Origin of the sequence: Palleronia sp. LCG004 (genome assembly GCF_032931615.1) — a bacterium.
Classification (GTDB): Bacteria; Pseudomonadota; Alphaproteobacteria; order Rhodobacterales; family Rhodobacteraceae; genus Palleronia.
Genome location: NZ_CP136759.1, coordinates 2,719,583 through 2,733,878 on the forward strand (window position 1 = coordinate 2,719,583; position 14,296 = coordinate 2,733,878).

Sequence of the window (14,296 nt, forward strand, 5' to 3'; positions counted from 1 at the left end):
CGTCACTCCTCGTCCTGTCCCCGAGGCTGATATAGCAGCTTCACGCCGTCGGTGAAGTTCAGAACGTAGTTGCCGTCCCGGCCATCGACAGTCAGACCGCCGGCATCGAGCGTTCCGGGCGGCCCCTCGCCGCGCACCGGGGCATCGGATACGATCCGGCCTGTTGCGCGCGAGATGTCGAACGCGCTGCCTTCGATGCGGTAACCGTTCGAACTGCCGAGCGCCACGCCTCCGACGAGCTGGGCCGCGCCTTCGCCGGAGCCGAGGTTTCCCGTATCGGACGTGAGATCGATGCGGGTGCCATCGGAATATTCGATAACCGCGATGATGTCGCGCAACTCGGCCACGCCATCCGAGGATGCCACGTCGCGCGCGGCCAACGTCAGGGCGCTCCCGTCTTCGGTGACGGTCGTGTAATTCGGCCCGGCAATCTGCTGACCGGCCGCGATGCGGTCGATTTCCACCGAGGAAAAGGGCACCGTGTCCCCGGTTCCGCGTCGATCCGCGACCAGGAAGAGCGTCGATAAAATCGCGAGCGCGAGAAGCGGCAGGATCACCTTGAGAAGGGCGACACGCCGACTGTGTCTGTTGTCATAGACAGCCATCAAGCCCTCCGATCCCGGCCTCCCGCATCGAGGAGGGGAACCGGGCGGATTCCCGGCGCGGAAAAAGAGGTCCGATCAATGGGCAAAGATGTCGATTTCGGGCCAGCCTTCGAGGTCGAGCAGCGCCCGCGTCGGCAGGAAATCGAAACAGGACTTCGCCAGCTCCATCCGTCCCTCGCGTTTCAGCCGTTCGTCGAGAGCCTCGCGCAGCCGATGAAGATGCAGGACGTCCGAGGCGGCGTAATCGATCTGGGCGGTGGAAAGCTCGGCCGCGCCCCAATCGCTCTGTTGTTGATACTTCGAGATGTCGACGTCGAGAAGTTCCTGCAGAAGCTGCCGCAGGCCGTGGCGATCGGTATAGGTGCGGGTAAGCTTGCTCGCGATCTTGGTACAATAGACCGGTGCCGCAAGCGCGCCGAAGGCATGGTACATCGCGGCGATATCGAAACGGCCGAAATGGAAGAGCTTCAGAACGGACTCGTCGCGCAGGAGCCGTTCGAGATTCGGGGCACTCGACTGATCGAGCGCCACCTGAACCAGATGGGCATCACCGTCGCCCGCGGAAAGCTGGACGACGCAGAGCCTGTCGCGATGCGGGTTGAGGCCCATCGTCTCGCAATCGATGGCAACGGCCGGTCCGAGATCGAGATCCGCGGGCAGATCGCCCTGGTGAAGATGATTGGCCATGGGGATCCTCGTCGGGCTTCGGGCAGGTTCCCCACGGCCATACCCTTTTGCATGTCATGCGGCAATCAGCGCGCGCGCAAAGCCTCGATAAGCTCGTCCTTCGTCATGTCCGAGCGGCCCTCGATCCCGACGTTGCGGGCCTGATCGTAGAGTTCGTCCTTGGTCCATTCCTCGTAAGGGGGGTGCGATCCGCCCTTCTGGCCGGGATCCATGTTGTCGTTCGCCTGCGCATTGGCGATCCGGGCGGCCTTTTCCTTCGAGGCGCCATCGTCTCGCAGCGCCTCGTAGACGTCGTCGTTCTTTACAGACGTTCCGTGATTCTTGGTCATAGCGCCCTCCAACACTAGCTTGCAGCCCGAACGAAGATGGCTCGTACGGGGTTCCCAGCCGGACGGGCGGGAAAGGATCGCATGGCGCAGGCCGAAGACAATCTCAGACGCGACAACAAAGAGACCATGGCCAAGACGGGCAGGGCCGAGGAGAAATCGGTCAACAGGGCGACCCGCCTCACCGCGCCGTTGATCTACGAGGTGGTCCGTCGCGACGGTGCGGAGGAGATGACCCGCCCGAAATCTTCCCTCGTCTTCTCGGGGCTCGCTGCGGGGGTCCTCATTTCCTTCTCGATCATTACCGAGGCAATCCTGCGCGCGTATCTTCCCCAGGATGCGACCTGGGTCCCACTCGTCGAATCGTTCGGCTATACGGCCGGGTTCCTCTTGGTGATCCTTGGACGGATGCAGCTTTTCACCGAGAATACGATCACGACCGTGCTGCCGCTGATGGCCCATCCGTGCTCGGAATACCTTTGGCTCACCTGTCGGCTCTGGATGATCGTCCTCGCGGCCAACGTCGTCGGTGCCTTCGTTGCGGCCGGCTTCATCGGCTATAGCGGAGTCTTCGGCCCGGAGGTTCTCTCGGCGGTCCATGCGATCAGCGAACACGCGACGACGATGCCCGCCTTTGAGGGTTTCGTGAAAGGCATGCCCGCGGGCGTTCTCATCGCCGCGATCGTCTGGATGATCCCGACGCAGCCGCAGAATCCGTTCTTCATCATCTTCTTCTTCACGTGGCTGATCTCGGCGGGCGATTTCACGCATATCATCGCGGGATCGGTCGAGATGGCGTACATGATGTTGCACCACTCGCTCGGCATCATGGACGCGATCTTCGGGTTCTTCATCCCGGTGTTTCTCGGGAACGTTGCCGGCGGCACGGTCGTCTTCACGCTGATCACCTGGGGGCAGGTCAAGGAAGAAGTCGAAAGCTGAAATGCCTGGGGCAAAATGTGACCGAGGCAGTTCTGGCGTCCCAGGTCGAGACGTCATAACGTGATCCCGGGACATGTGTTTGGGGGCGTTCGTGAAACGATTTCGCTTGGCAGCATCTCTGGGATGCGCGATCTGGCTTATCGCGGCACCCGTCGCGTTCGCACTCGACGACCTTCAGTTCGCGGTCGAGGGTGACGACGATCTTCGCGAGCAGCTTCGCAACTCCTCCCTTCTGGTCGCCGCGCAGACCGAAGGCGTCTCGGATCCGCAAGAGCTTCTGGCGGCAGCACTTGCCGATTACGGGCGTCTGATCGGTTCGCTCTACAATCAGGGCTATTACGGCGGCGTCATAAACATCCTCGTGGACGGGGTCGAAGCGACGGAAATCTCGCCGCTCGCACGCCTGAACGCGATCGACCGGATCTCGGTCAGGGTGGCACCGGGGCCGTCCTATCGGTTCTCCCGTGCGGAGATCGGGCCGCTTGCGCCCGATACGGTCATTCCCGAGGAATTCGCCGTCGGCGGCACCGCGCGATCGGTGTTTGTCGAGGACGCGGCCAATGCCGCCGTCAGCGGCTGGCGCGACGTGGGCAATGCCAAGGCCCGGATTGCCGATCAAAGCGCCATCGCGCAGCACGACCAGAATACGCTTGCCGTCGCCATCGATGTGGCACCAGGCCCGCGCGTCACTTTCGGGAACCTGATCCTTCGTGGCAGCGAGGCCGTGCGTCCGGAACGGCTGCGCGCCATCGCGGGCCTGCCGACCGGCGAGGTTTTCGATCCCGACGAATTGCAGGGTGCCGCGGACCGGCTCAGGCGCACCCAGGTCTTCTCGAGCGTCGCGCTGATCGAGAACGAAACGCTCGGACCCGGCAACACGATGGACATCGTCGCGCAGCTTGCCGGCCAGCCGCCGCGCCGGATCGGCTTCGGAGCGGAGGTGTCGACCGTCGAAGGCGTCGGGCTGACGGCGTTCTGGCTTCACCGCAACCTCTTCGGCGGGGCGGAACGCTTCCGCATCGACGGTTCGATCTCCGGGATCGGCGGCAGCACGGGGGGCACGAACTACTCGCTCGACGCGCGTTTCCAGCGGCCCGCGACGTTCTCTCCGCACAACACCTTCTTCATCGACGCCGAACTCGCCCGGCTCGACGAGCCCGACTACACTTCGGATGTCGGAACGCTCGGCTTCGGGATCGAGAGGCTCGTCAACGACGAGGTCTCGATTTCCTACGGGCTGGCCTACCGCTTCAGCCAGGTCGAGGACGATGCGGGAGAGCGGAACTACTCCATGCTGACGCTCCCGCTGACGGCCGTCTTCGACAATCGCGAGCAACCGCTCGACGCCAAGGGCGGGGCCTATGTCAATCTGACCGCCACGCCGTTCCTCGGGCTCAACGAACAGACCGATAATGGCACGCGCATCACCTTCGACGCGCGAAGCTATCTGAGCTTCGGGCAGGAGGAGCGCGTCACGCTCGCCGGGCGTCTTCAGGGTGGCAGCATCGTCGGCGCGGATCTCGCCCAGGTCCCGAACGAGTATCGCTTCTACTCGGGCGGCGGGGGAAGCGTCCGCGGCCAGCAATACCAGTCGCTCGGCATCACGCTCGACGGTGTCGAATCAGGCGGCGCATCATATCTGGGCCTTTCGGCCGAGATCCGCACCGAGATCACGGAATCGATCGGGGTTGTCGCCTTTGCCGATTACGGCCTCGTCGGACCCGACGCGACCCCCGGCAGCGATGCAAACAGCCATTCCGGTGCCGGTCTCGGCCTGCGGTATCTCACGCCTATCGGCCCGATCCGGCTCGACGTCGCGGCACCGATCGACGGACCCGACGATCCGTCGGGGATCGAAGTCTATATCGGTATCGGACAGGCATTCTGATCGTGACAAAGCTCTCTCCCACCCGCTGGATCACGCGTGGCGCGCTCGCTCTCGGGTTGCTCGTGACGCCCCTTTCCGCTCAGGATGACGACGGGGGCGGTTTTCTCGAGAATCTGATCGAGGATCGTCTTTCGGGCCCCGGATTTCAGGTCGATGTCCGCGGCTTCGAAGGTGCGCTTTCCTCGCGGGCGACACTCGCCTCGCTCGTCATTTCCGACGACGAAGGGCCATGGCTCACAATCAACAATGCTGTCCTCGACTGGAACCGCTCCGCGCTGTTGCGCGGCCGGCTGTCGGTCGACGAGTTGACGGCCGAGGAAATCCTGCTGCCGCGTCTGCCGCAAGCCGACACCAGCGTCGACGTCCCCGAGCCGGAGGCGACGCCCTTCTCGCTTCCCGATCTACCGGTTTCGATCCAGATCGGGCGCATCGCCGCCGAGCGGGTCGAACTCGGACAGCCTGTAATCGGCGAGGCGGCGGTGCTGAGCGTCGAGGGATCGGCGTCGCTCGCCGGAGGTGAGGGCGAAGTCGACATCGCCGCCAACCGCGTGGACGCCGAGACCGGCAGCTACAATATCGCCGGCAGCTTTTCGAGCGAAAGCCGGGAGCTCGTCGTCGATCTCGGGATCGACGAGGGCGAAGGCGGTATCGTCGGATCGCTCATCAATCTGCCCGGCGCGCCCTCGCTCGAACTCAGCGTCGAGGGGCAGGGACCGCTTTCCGACTTCACGGCCGACATCGCGCTTGCGACGGACGGAGAGCCGCGGATCGACGGAACCGTCACACTCAGCGAAAGTGACGAGGGACAGGGTTTCGCCGTCGATATCGGCGGCGATATCGCACCTGTCTTCACGCCGCAGTACCGACCCTTCTTCGGGCCCGACATCCAGCTCAGCGCCCAGGGAGCGATCGCCGACAGCGGTGCGATCCGGCTCGACACGTTCGATCTTGCCGCGCAATCCATTGACCTGCAGGGGCAGGTGGTCATCGGCGCGGACGGTGTGCCGGACCTCATCGACGTCACGGGCGAGATTTCCGGCGATGACGGCCCCGTCGTTCTGCCGGTGGGACAGGACGTTCGCGTTGGACGCGTCGGTCTCGACGTCCAGTTCGACGAGAGCGTGGGCGAAGACTGGACCGGCGAGATCGTCGTCGAGGGACTCGATCAGGGCACGTTGCGGATCGCGCGAGTGGCGCTCGACGGAAGCGGAATCATCTCCGGTTCGGGAGATGCGCTGGCCGTCGAGACGAATTTCGACTTCGATGCGAGCGGTCTCGATTTCGACGATCCCGCCGTCGCCGAAGCCGTGGGCGATGCGATCGAAGGCCGGGTCGAAGTGGACTACACCTCCGGCGGCGATATTGCCATGGACGTTCTGCGTCTCTCCGGGGCCGGATTCTCGCTCGATGGGCGGGGCAGTGTCGATCCGGATGGCGAGAACGTTCCAATGACGCTCGACGTCGCGCTCGATGCAGAAACGTTGGAAGTCTTCTCGTCGCTTGCCGGTCGCCCGCTTTCAGGATCGATTTCCGCCGATCTCGATTTGTCGGCCACCCTCAGGGATCAGGGTTTCAATATAGAGTTGACCGGTACCGGACAGGATCTGGCGCTCGGCATCTCAGATCTCGACCCCCTTCTGACGGGAGAGACGGTGCTGCAGCTTGCGGCCGAGCGCGACGAAACGGGACTCACGGTCCGCACGCTGACGCTCGACAACGAAGCGATCGACCTCGATGGATCGGCGCAACTTTCGTCGGACGATGGGCGCGCGTCGGTCGATGCAAGGATCGACGATCTGGGGCGGATCGATCCCGTCCTCGAAGGCCCCGCCACCCTATCGTTCCAGGCCGTCAATCCGGGCGAGGCGTGGGATATCGATCTGACCGCGTCCGGTGCACAAACCGACATCGGCGCGAACGTGACCGTATCCGATCTCGAGGCGGATGCGCCGTTGGTCGAGGGAACGGCCGATGTCACGGCCCGCGACCTTTCGCTCTTTTTGCCATTTGCCGGACGGGATCTCGGTGGGTCGCTCGACATTTCCCTGAACGGGCAAGGTCGCACCGATGCCAGTACGGTCTCTGCCGAGATCGACGGTGAGATGCAGGATATCGCCATTGGCCAGCCCGAACTCGACAGACTTCTGGCCGGCGTGACCGACCTGGCGGCAACGTTCGACAAGAATGGCGACCGGATCGCGATACCCCGTCTTGCGATCGAGAATCCCCAGATTTCGACGACGGGCGAAGGCAATGTCGCGCCGGGAGACAGCGATGTCGACCTCGCGATCCGTCTGCCCGATCTGTCGCAGATCGTCCCGTCGATGAATGGGCCCGCAACGTTGACGCTCACCGCCGACGAGGATGCAGAGGGCTGGGTCGTCGATCTCAACGGATCCGGGGCAGGTGCCGAGATCGTTGCGGATGGTCGCGTCAGCGACCTCGACGCGACACCGCTCGGGGCGGGCAACATCTCCGTCGAAATCGACGATCTCGGCAATTTCTCCGAGCTTGCCCGGCGGGAGCTTGCCGGCAGCGTCGATATTGACGCCCAAGGGCAGGCGCGCTTCGATTTTTCGACCGGCACGGTCGAGCTTGGCGGCTCGCTTTCGAATATCGCCATCGGCCAACCCGAGATCGATCGACTTCTCTCGGGCGAGACCGATATTGCGGCCGATCTTACCAAGGATGGCGACGCGATCACCATCGAGACCCTGAACGTTTCCAACCCCCAGGTTTCGCTCACGGCGGACGGACAATACGGAACGGGGCAGAATGCGGTCCAGGCCGCCCTCGTCTTTCCGGAACTGGGCGCGATCGTTCCCGAAATGTCAGGCGAGGGGCGCGTCGACCTCTTTGCCGAGGAGACCGGGGAGGCATGGCAGGTCACGCTCGACGGGGCGGGTGCAGGCGTTGTGCTGTCGGCGGTCTCCGAGATCACGGACCTCGATACGACGCCGTTCGTCGACGGTCGCGTTAGCCTGGATGCGGAGGATCTGTCGCGATTCCGCACGCTGGTCGACCGACCGCTTTCCGGCGCGCTCGAACTCGACGCGCAGGGAAATGCGCGGGTCGACGGAAGCCAGTTCGACGTGACCGCGAATCTACTGGGCACGTCGCTTTCCACCGGCATCGCAGAGGTCGATCAGCTTCTTTCCGGTGCCACGCAGCTCGATCTCGTGGCAAGCCGTTCCGGAGCCGATGCTCCGATCCAGGTCCAGACACTCGAACTCGATGCGTCCGGTCTCGATGCGAGTGCGCAGGGCACCCTGCTCGGCGGGGCGAGCGATCTCGACTTCGACGCGCGGCTTGCGAATCTCGGGGCGTTTGTGGATGGCATTGATGGGCCCGTGACGGTCACGGGGTCTGCCGGCCAAGCCGGATCGAACTTCACGCTCGACGTGGATGTGGCGGGACCGCAAGGAATGCAGGCAGATATCACCGGGCAGATCGCAGAGAGTTTCGACAATGCAGACCTTTCCATTGACGGAACTGCGCCGTTGCGACTGGCCAATCCATTCATCGAGCCGCGCTCGCTGAGCGGGCAGGCGAATTTCGATCTGGCGGTACGTGGTCCCCTCGCCCTGTCGTCGCTGTCGGGCCAGGTTAGTTTGGCCGACGGGCGGCTCGTCGAGCCATCTTTGCCGCTCGTCCTAGAGAATGTCGACGCAACCGCCCAGATTGGTGGGGAAACCATCCGCTTGAGCCTCACCGCGCAGAACCAGGAAGGCGGGCAGATCTCGGTAAACGGGCCGATCTCCCTGACGGGCGGGTTCGATGCCGGTCTCGATATATCCATCGACGATTTCGTAGTTGAGGATCCACGGCTCTATCAGACGGAAGTGGACGGTCAGATTTCGGTCGACGGTGCGTTGACCGGCGGTGCCACGATTGGTGGCCAGCTTACGCTGGATACCACGGAGATACGGATTCCGTCGACGGGACTGGGGGCAACCGGGCCCATTCCGGACGGTCTCGTGCATGTCGACGAATCCGCAGCCGTCCGCGCGACGTTGCGCCGTGCCGGTCTGATCGATGATGGCAGCGATGCGGGTAGTGGCGGCGGAGGCGGCGCGGCCTATCCGCTCGACATTACGATCAGCGCACCGAACCAGATATTCATCCGGGGACGTGGGCTGGATTCCGAATTCGGTGGCACGCTTCGGCTGCAGGGGACAACGGCGAACATTATCCCTGCCGGCCAGTTCGAGCTTATTCGCGGGCGGATCGACCTCTTGGGACAAAGGATTGTCCTGACCGAAGGAATCGTGACACTGCAGGGTGATTTCACGCCGTTCATCCGGCTCGTCGCGGAGACCGATGCCGGTGAGGTGACGATCCGCATCGTGGTCGAGGGGCCGGCCGGCGAACCCGTGATCCGGTTCGAATCCGATCCCGAATTGCCGCAGGACGAGGTTCTGTCACGACTTCTCTTCGGTCGGTCGATCGACAACATCTCTCCGCTTCAGGCGGCACAACTCGCGTCGGCCGTCGCCACTCTCGCAGGCCGTGGCGGCGACGGTATCATCGCGAATCTGCGGGCCCGTACCGGGCTAGACGATCTTGACGTTACGACAGATGCCGAAGGCAATGTCGGATTGCGAGCGGGCAAGTACCTGTCGGAGAATCTGTATTCGGATGTGACGGTGGAATCGGGAGGTGAGGCAGAGATCAATCTCAATCTCGATTTGACCGACTCGATCACCGTGCGAGGCGGCGCGTCGAGTACCGGAAATACGAGCCTCGGAATCTTCTACGAGCGCGATTACTGAAGCGGCCAGCCTGTCACACTCTCGTCACACGGGTATTCCGCGTGACGAATTGTGGGAACCCGCTCGGTCTCGCCCTGTTGGACGTCAAATGACGTACGCTCGGAGAGTGAGAATGTTGTATTGGGCCTTCGGCTTCTTCGTCGTCGCGCTGACCGCAGGCCTTCTGGGCTTCGGCGGTCTCGCGTCGGCCTTTGCGGGGGTCGCCCAGATCGCCTTCTTCGTCAGTCTCCTTCTGTCGCTCATCATGGTGGCAATCGAAATGACGAACGAACGCTGATTGCGGCGGCACTTCGATCCAGACGACACACCGGCCGCCCAGGGCGACCGCATTATATAGGGCAGCCGGCGTATTGTCGGCTGTTCTACGTTTGGCATTGCGGGGAAAAGAAGATTACTCGCGCGTGAGGCGGACTGTCACGACCCGTTGATCTTTCTCCAAATCTCGCACTTGCCGAAATAGCTCGACGTCTCCACCGTGACCGTGATCCTGGCGCTCTTCGTTGAGATCGTATGCGTTCCCGATAGTCAAAAGGGCCCTTGAATGAACCCCGCCGAACTAACCGCCCGTACAGCCCTCTCCCTCATCCATGCCCGTGAACTGTCTCCCGTCGAGCTTGCGGAAGCGTGCATTGTCCGAACGGAAGCAGTTAATCCAGCGGTCAACGCGATATGCGCATGGAATCCGGAAATGGTGCTAGATGCGGCACGGGAAGCCGAGGCATCGCTAATTCGTGGGGCATCCGGCCGGCTGATCGGTTTGCCCATTGGCGTGAAGGACATGATCGACGTAGCAGGGCTCCCTACCACTTACGGTTCAGAACTTTTTGCAGATAATCTTGCCAAACGGGATGATCCCATTGTCGCAGGTCTGAAGGCCGAAGGCGCGATCATGTTCGGCAAGACGAATTGTCCGGAATGGTCCGCCGGCGCCAACACACGCAATCGTGTCTACGGCACGACCGGCAATCCCTACGACCCCTCCAAGAGCGCAGCGGGTTCCTCCGGTGGATCTGCCGTTGCGCTTGCCACGGGAATGGTGCCGCTGGCCACGGGGTCCGATACCGGCGGATCGCTCAGGAATCCTGCGGCCTTCTGCGGTGTCGTGGGATTTCGTCCCTCGCCGGGCGTCGTTCCGGGCGAGACGCGCGGAATCGCATCGCAATGGCTCTCGACCTCCGGACCGATGGCGCGGAGCGTGGATGACGTAGCGCTGATGCTCGACATCATGGCGCGTCCGGATCGCCGCGATCCCTTTACCTCCCCCGTGCGTGATCCGATCGGGTATTCCGCTCCGGGACGTGCCGATCCCAGCCGTCTCAGGATAGCTGCGACCGAGGATTTCGGTTTTGCCCCGGTAGAGGGGATCGTGCGCCGCGCCTTTCGCAAGGCACTGGCCTCAATTCCTCTCGAGATCGAGCAGGCACATCCCGATTGCAGGGGGGCCGACCGCATCTTTGCCGTGCTGCGCGCTGTGCAGTTCCTTGGTCAGCATCATGATCAGGTGCGAGATCATCCCGACATGGTCGGTCCGAATGTGCGTGACAATGTGCAGGAGGGTCTCGGCTATTCCGCGCTCGACGTCGCGCGCGCATTGACCGATCAGGGTGATTATTATCGCCGCTGGCAGGTCTGGTTCGAGGATCACGACCTGCTCCTCGCTCCGGCGGTCGCGATCTCGCCGCGCGACTGGCACGAGCTTTACCCGACGCGGATCGACGAAATCGCGACCGAAAGCTACTATCACTGGCTTGCCTGTGCCTACGCGGCAACGCTTTCGGGTCACCCGTGCATAACGATACCCTGTGGCCTCGATGAGACCGGGTTGCCATTCGGATTGCAACTGATCGGACGGCGCGGCGCGGATCGCGCACTGCTTGCGATGGCCGCAACGTTCGAGACAATCATCGCGGGCCTTCCTGACCTCAGGACGCCACGACCCGATATCAGCAAGTTGAAGTCCAGACCGCCATTGGCCGAGGCACCGGGATTTCTCGACCTCTGATTGGAGATCTCCACGGGGCACCCGCTTTCCCCACCCCAACCGGCCCTCATGCCGCTGCGATAAAACATGATCGGAACGCGGTGCAGAAGTCCCGTCAGGGTGAAAGATGTTCCTGATCGTGTAACCAACGAACGGCTTTCGAGGATTTTATCGAAACAAGCGAAATCCTAGTACTTGGGGCCGGAGTGGTCCGTATTAGTGCCACGCTCGCCCTGCGGAGCCGAGGCTAAGATTGTGCGCTGCTGGACCGTCGCTAGCCGGGCCGGGAAACGAGCTTCGGCAATCCGGGACTGATCCAGGCGGAAGCGCCCGAGCATTGTGGACTTCCTTGGAAGCCATGGGACTTCGGCTGATGGCCGCCGGTGACAAGAGCGCGTTGGGGTGAGCCTCCACGATCTTTTCGCGTACCGGGGTGCCACTGCGCATTGCTGGCGGCATTCCCTAACGCTGGCACATCGATGAGCCTTGATGATCCATGCACCCCTTATCCGCCGAGCGACGACATCGCATGCCCCGCTGATTGATGCAGCTGGAACTGACAACATCGTCCACCGCAACAGGTATTGAAAGGTCCGTCGCGATCAGTGCGGGTTCGAGATCGCAATCACCCTGGTGGAACATTTGATGTCGGAACTGGACATTCCTCATACCTTTTTCGACGCCCAAGCGCTCGGTTTAGAGAAGCCGAGCCGTCGAAAAGGACTCGCTGGGGCGATTCACGGGCAGGGCTCCTAGTGGTCCAGCGCACCGGGTGAACTTATTGCGGCCCAAGCCCGCCTCTTCGAGGTTCGCGGCGGCCGAACTGAACAGATGACGCAACGAATCTTTCGCGCGGATATGGATGGCATGCGGCCAATATCGGCGCGGCGCAGGTTGGCGCTACCTGGATCCATAGTCCCCGGATTTGTTGGGTCGGCTCGAATTTCGTGTCCCGATGGTTCGGAAGATGAGCCATCACATGATCTCCTACAGAGAGCATGGATTGCGTCGGCGTCTCGTCAATGTCGAGACGATTGTAGTGATATCACAGATGGAAGCGGTGCTGCGGATGACAACCGAAGCAAATTTGTTCCGGTGCGACGGAGTATCCCGTAAGCAGCAGATCGGTCGCGGAATTCGTGCCGTTCGAACCCTCATGATGGTCAAGCCACCTTAGGCGAACGGTCAGTGGTCGGGGACCAGGCCGGTCTGGCCGCATATGCTGCTGCTCTTCCGTCAGGCACCTCTGCATGACCGACTTCGGATGAGTTTTGGACATGGATACCAAGGCTTCACGCTTAGTCCGGTAACGGGCAAGGTTCTTGCCGAAGCCATGGACGGAAATATCGCTATGTAAGCCTCATTCGAGAATGAAATCTTCCAAACGAAGCAACCCTCCACCGGTATGGTGAAGGGTCGCAAATCGTCCGATCCAATTCGGAGGCTCAGGACTTAAGCGACTCTGTGCTTGCGAAAAACATCGCCTGACTGACTGCCGAGCGGACCTGCTCTTCGGAGTAGGGCTTGGCAATGAGGAAGGCCGGCTCCGGTTTGTCGCCAGTCAACAACCGCTCGGGGAAGGCGGTGATGAAGATCACGGGTATGTCGCCGAACTGTCCCAGAAGATCGTTGACCGCATCGATCCCGCTGGAATTGTCGGCGAGCTGGATGTCGGCAAGGATGAGGTCAGGTTTTTCCTTCGCGCCAAGATCGACGGCGGATGCGCGGGTACGTGCGATCCCGGTGATGTTGTGGCCCATCTCCGAAACGATGGAATGGATGTCCATCGCGATGATCGCTTCGTCCTCGATAATCATCACACGACCGGACATGGATTTTTCCATTTCGGCGATGGCGATGTCAACCAAGCTCGAGGCTTCGTCAGCATCGATACCCATGATCGTGCCGACCTCTTCGTAACTGAAACCTTCGATCGTGGACAGGAGGAGCGCCTCACGCGTGTTGTTCGTAAGTCCCGCCATATGGTCGAGTGCGGCACTCTCCATCCGGGAGCGCGGATCCTCGGTATCGGCAGTTGGCGCGCCGGCCGTCGACCAGATCCGATGAAATGCGTTGAAGAGCGCAACTTTCGGCTCGATGTCACGTTGGAATATAGAAGGGTCCTGAAGGATAGCCTCGAGCGTCGCCGCGGCATAATTATCCCCGGTCCCCTGCGAACCCGTCAAGGCTCGAGCATAGCGACGAAGGTAGGCGAGCTCCGGTCCGATCATGTCCGACAGATCGGCAGCCTTTTTTTGTGCTGTCATTCGATAGTGTCCCTGAATTTCTCCGGAACAACTGCACAGACTTGGCGTTTGTTCCAACTGAACGGCCGGATTCACCAGACCAGCAGGCATCTTGTTAACTCATGACATCCGAGAAGAAAACGTCCAATGTCAAGCGCCAGATCGACGAGAATCTGCGCCGCGTGTATCAGCAGGACAGCTCCAGGGAAATTCCGGACAGGTTCAAAAAGCTGCTCGACGACCTTAAGTCAGCCGATAATGGCAACGAGCCGCAGGAACGCAGTTGATGAATGAAGTCAGAGACCCGCGCGACGAGCTGGTCGATCATCTGGGCGCGCTTCGCGCATTCGCAATGTCGCTGACGCGCAACTCTGCGGCTGCCGACGATCTTGTTCAGGACACGATCGAGAAGGCTTGGAAGAACATGGACAAGTTCCAGCCCGGCACGAACCTCAGGGCTTGGCTCTTTACGATCCAGCGAAACGCTTTCTATTCGATCCGCCGGAAGGCAAAGCGTGAAGTCGCAGATGTCGACGGGATCATGGCAGCCGGGTTGTCTGAAAAGCCGCATCATGATGGCCGCCTTGCGATGAATGATTTCCGGAAGGCATTCGAGAAGCTTCCCGACGAGCAGCGTGAGGCTCTTATGCTGGTTGGTGCTTCTGGCTTTGCCTACGAAGAGGCGGCGGACATGTGCGGCGTCGCGGTCGGCACGATCAAGAGCCGCGCAAACCGCGGTCGCCGGAAGCTTGCCGAACTCATGGGTCTCGATCCGAACGAGGATCCGGTCATCCGCGACACCACGAACGACTCGGTGATTTCGACCTCTTCCTCCCGGCAGAGCTGACG

General features: G+C 61.9%; 11 protein-coding genes and 1 pseudogene. 8 read left to right on the forward strand and 4 right to left on the reverse strand.

What is annotated here, in order from left to right; all coding sequences use genetic code 11:
* Window positions 1-2 precede the first annotated feature (2 nt).
* The 3 genes from lptC to RVY76_RS13305 form a co-directional block, all read right to left on the reverse strand.
* Window positions 3-605, reverse strand: a complete 603-nt coding sequence (lptC, locus tag RVY76_RS13295; protein WP_317374616.1) for an LPS export ABC transporter periplasmic protein LptC — start codon at window positions 603-605, stop codon at window positions 3-5.
* A gap of 75 nt (window positions 606-680) precedes the next feature.
* The gene (locus RVY76_RS13300) at window positions 681-1,292 is read right to left on the reverse strand and encodes a ribonuclease D (protein WP_317374618.1); all 612 of its coding nucleotides are present in this window, start codon (window positions 1,290-1,292) and stop codon (window positions 681-683) included.
* A 65-nt stretch (window positions 1,293-1,357) separates the two neighbouring features.
* The gene (locus RVY76_RS13305; protein WP_317374619.1) at window positions 1,358-1,621 is read right to left on the reverse strand and encodes a Rho termination factor N-terminal domain-containing protein; all 264 of its coding nucleotides are present in this window, start codon (window positions 1,619-1,621) and stop codon (window positions 1,358-1,360) included.
* A gap of 81 nt (window positions 1,622-1,702) precedes the next feature.
* Between RVY76_RS13305 and RVY76_RS13310 the strand changes: the two genes are divergently transcribed.
* From RVY76_RS13310 to RVY76_RS18715, 6 genes and pseudogenes are all read left to right on the forward strand, one after another.
* On the forward strand, window positions 1,703-2,560 hold the full coding sequence (locus tag RVY76_RS13310; RefSeq protein ID WP_317374620.1) for a formate/nitrite transporter family protein: 858 nt from the start codon (window positions 1,703-1,705) through the stop codon (window positions 2,558-2,560).
* Window positions 2,561-2,666: 106 nt separating this feature from the next.
* On the forward strand, window positions 2,667-4,448 hold the full coding sequence (locus RVY76_RS13315) for an autotransporter assembly complex family protein (protein ID WP_317374621.1): 1,782 nt from the start codon (window positions 2,667-2,669) through the stop codon (window positions 4,446-4,448).
* A 2-nt stretch (window positions 4,449-4,450) separates the two neighbouring features.
* On the forward strand, window positions 4,451-9,220 hold the full coding sequence (locus RVY76_RS13320; protein ID WP_317374623.1) for a translocation/assembly module TamB domain-containing protein: 4,770 nt from the start codon (window positions 4,451-4,453) through the stop codon (window positions 9,218-9,220).
* A gap of 112 nt (window positions 9,221-9,332) precedes the next feature.
* Complete coding sequence (locus tag RVY76_RS13325; protein ID WP_317374624.1) at window positions 9,333-9,497, forward strand: DUF1328 domain-containing protein; 165 nt, start codon at window positions 9,333-9,335, stop codon at window positions 9,495-9,497.
* Window positions 9,498-9,761: 264 nt separating this feature from the next.
* Window positions 9,762-11,222 (forward strand): amidase, encoded by a 1,461-nt coding sequence (locus RVY76_RS13330; RefSeq protein WP_317374626.1) that lies wholly within the window; start codon window positions 9,762-9,764, stop codon window positions 11,220-11,222.
* 1,177 nt (window positions 11,223-12,399) lie between these two features.
* Window positions 12,400-12,558 (forward strand): annotated as a pseudogene (locus tag RVY76_RS18715) (amino acid dehydrogenase); the annotation flags it as partial.
* Window positions 12,559-12,646: 88 nt separating this feature from the next.
* On the opposite strand, the gene RVY76_RS13335 reads toward RVY76_RS18715, so the two are convergent.
* Window positions 12,647-13,468, reverse strand: a complete 822-nt coding sequence (locus RVY76_RS13335) for a response regulator (RefSeq protein ID WP_317374628.1) — start codon at window positions 13,466-13,468, stop codon at window positions 12,647-12,649.
* A 101-nt stretch (window positions 13,469-13,569) separates the two neighbouring features.
* Here RVY76_RS13335 and RVY76_RS13340 point away from each other — a divergent pair, with 101 nt between their 5' ends.
* Both RVY76_RS13340 and RVY76_RS13345 read left to right on the forward strand, forming a co-directional pair.
* On the forward strand, window positions 13,570-13,734 hold the full coding sequence (locus RVY76_RS13340) for a NepR family anti-sigma factor (RefSeq protein ID WP_317374629.1): 165 nt from the start codon (window positions 13,570-13,572) through the stop codon (window positions 13,732-13,734).
* A complete protein-coding gene (locus RVY76_RS13345) occupies window positions 13,734-14,294 on the forward strand; it encodes an RNA polymerase sigma factor (RefSeq protein ID WP_317374631.1) in 561 nt (186 codons plus the stop codon). Before RVY76_RS13340 ends, RVY76_RS13345 begins: the two co-directional genes overlap by 1 nt.
* The last annotated feature ends 2 nt before the right edge of the window (window positions 14,295-14,296 follow it).

What these genes read in the sequence shown, in the direction of transcription:
- RVY76_RS13340 (WP_317374629.1), top strand. Translation starts at nt 13,570, where the DNA reads ATGACATCCGAGAAGAAAACGTCCAATGTCAAGCGCCAGATCGACGAG.
- RVY76_RS13345 (WP_317374631.1), top strand. Translation starts at nt 13,734, where the DNA reads ATGAATGAAGTCAGAGACCCGCGCGACGAGCTGGTCGATCATCTGGGC.
- RVY76_RS13325 (WP_317374624.1), top strand. Translation starts at nt 9,333, where the DNA reads ATGTTGTATTGGGCCTTCGGCTTCTTCGTCGTCGCGCTGACCGCAGGC.
- RVY76_RS13335 (WP_317374628.1), bottom strand. Translation starts at nt 13,468, where the DNA reads ATGACAGCACAAAAAAAGGCTGCCGATCTGTCGGACATGATCGGACCG.
- RVY76_RS13330 (WP_317374626.1), top strand. Translation starts at nt 9,762, where the DNA reads ATGAACCCCGCCGAACTAACCGCCCGTACAGCCCTCTCCCTCATCCAT.
- RVY76_RS13300 (WP_317374618.1), bottom strand. Translation starts at nt 1,292, where the DNA reads ATGGCCAATCATCTTCACCAGGGCGATCTGCCCGCGGATCTCGATCTC.
- lptC (WP_317374616.1), bottom strand. Translation starts at nt 605, where the DNA reads ATGGCTGTCTATGACAACAGACACAGTCGGCGTGTCGCCCTTCTCAAG.
- RVY76_RS13310 (WP_317374620.1), top strand. Translation starts at nt 1,703, where the DNA reads ATGGCGCAGGCCGAAGACAATCTCAGACGCGACAACAAAGAGACCATG.
- RVY76_RS13305 (WP_317374619.1), bottom strand. Translation starts at nt 1,621, where the DNA reads ATGACCAAGAATCACGGAACGTCTGTAAAGAACGACGACGTCTACGAG.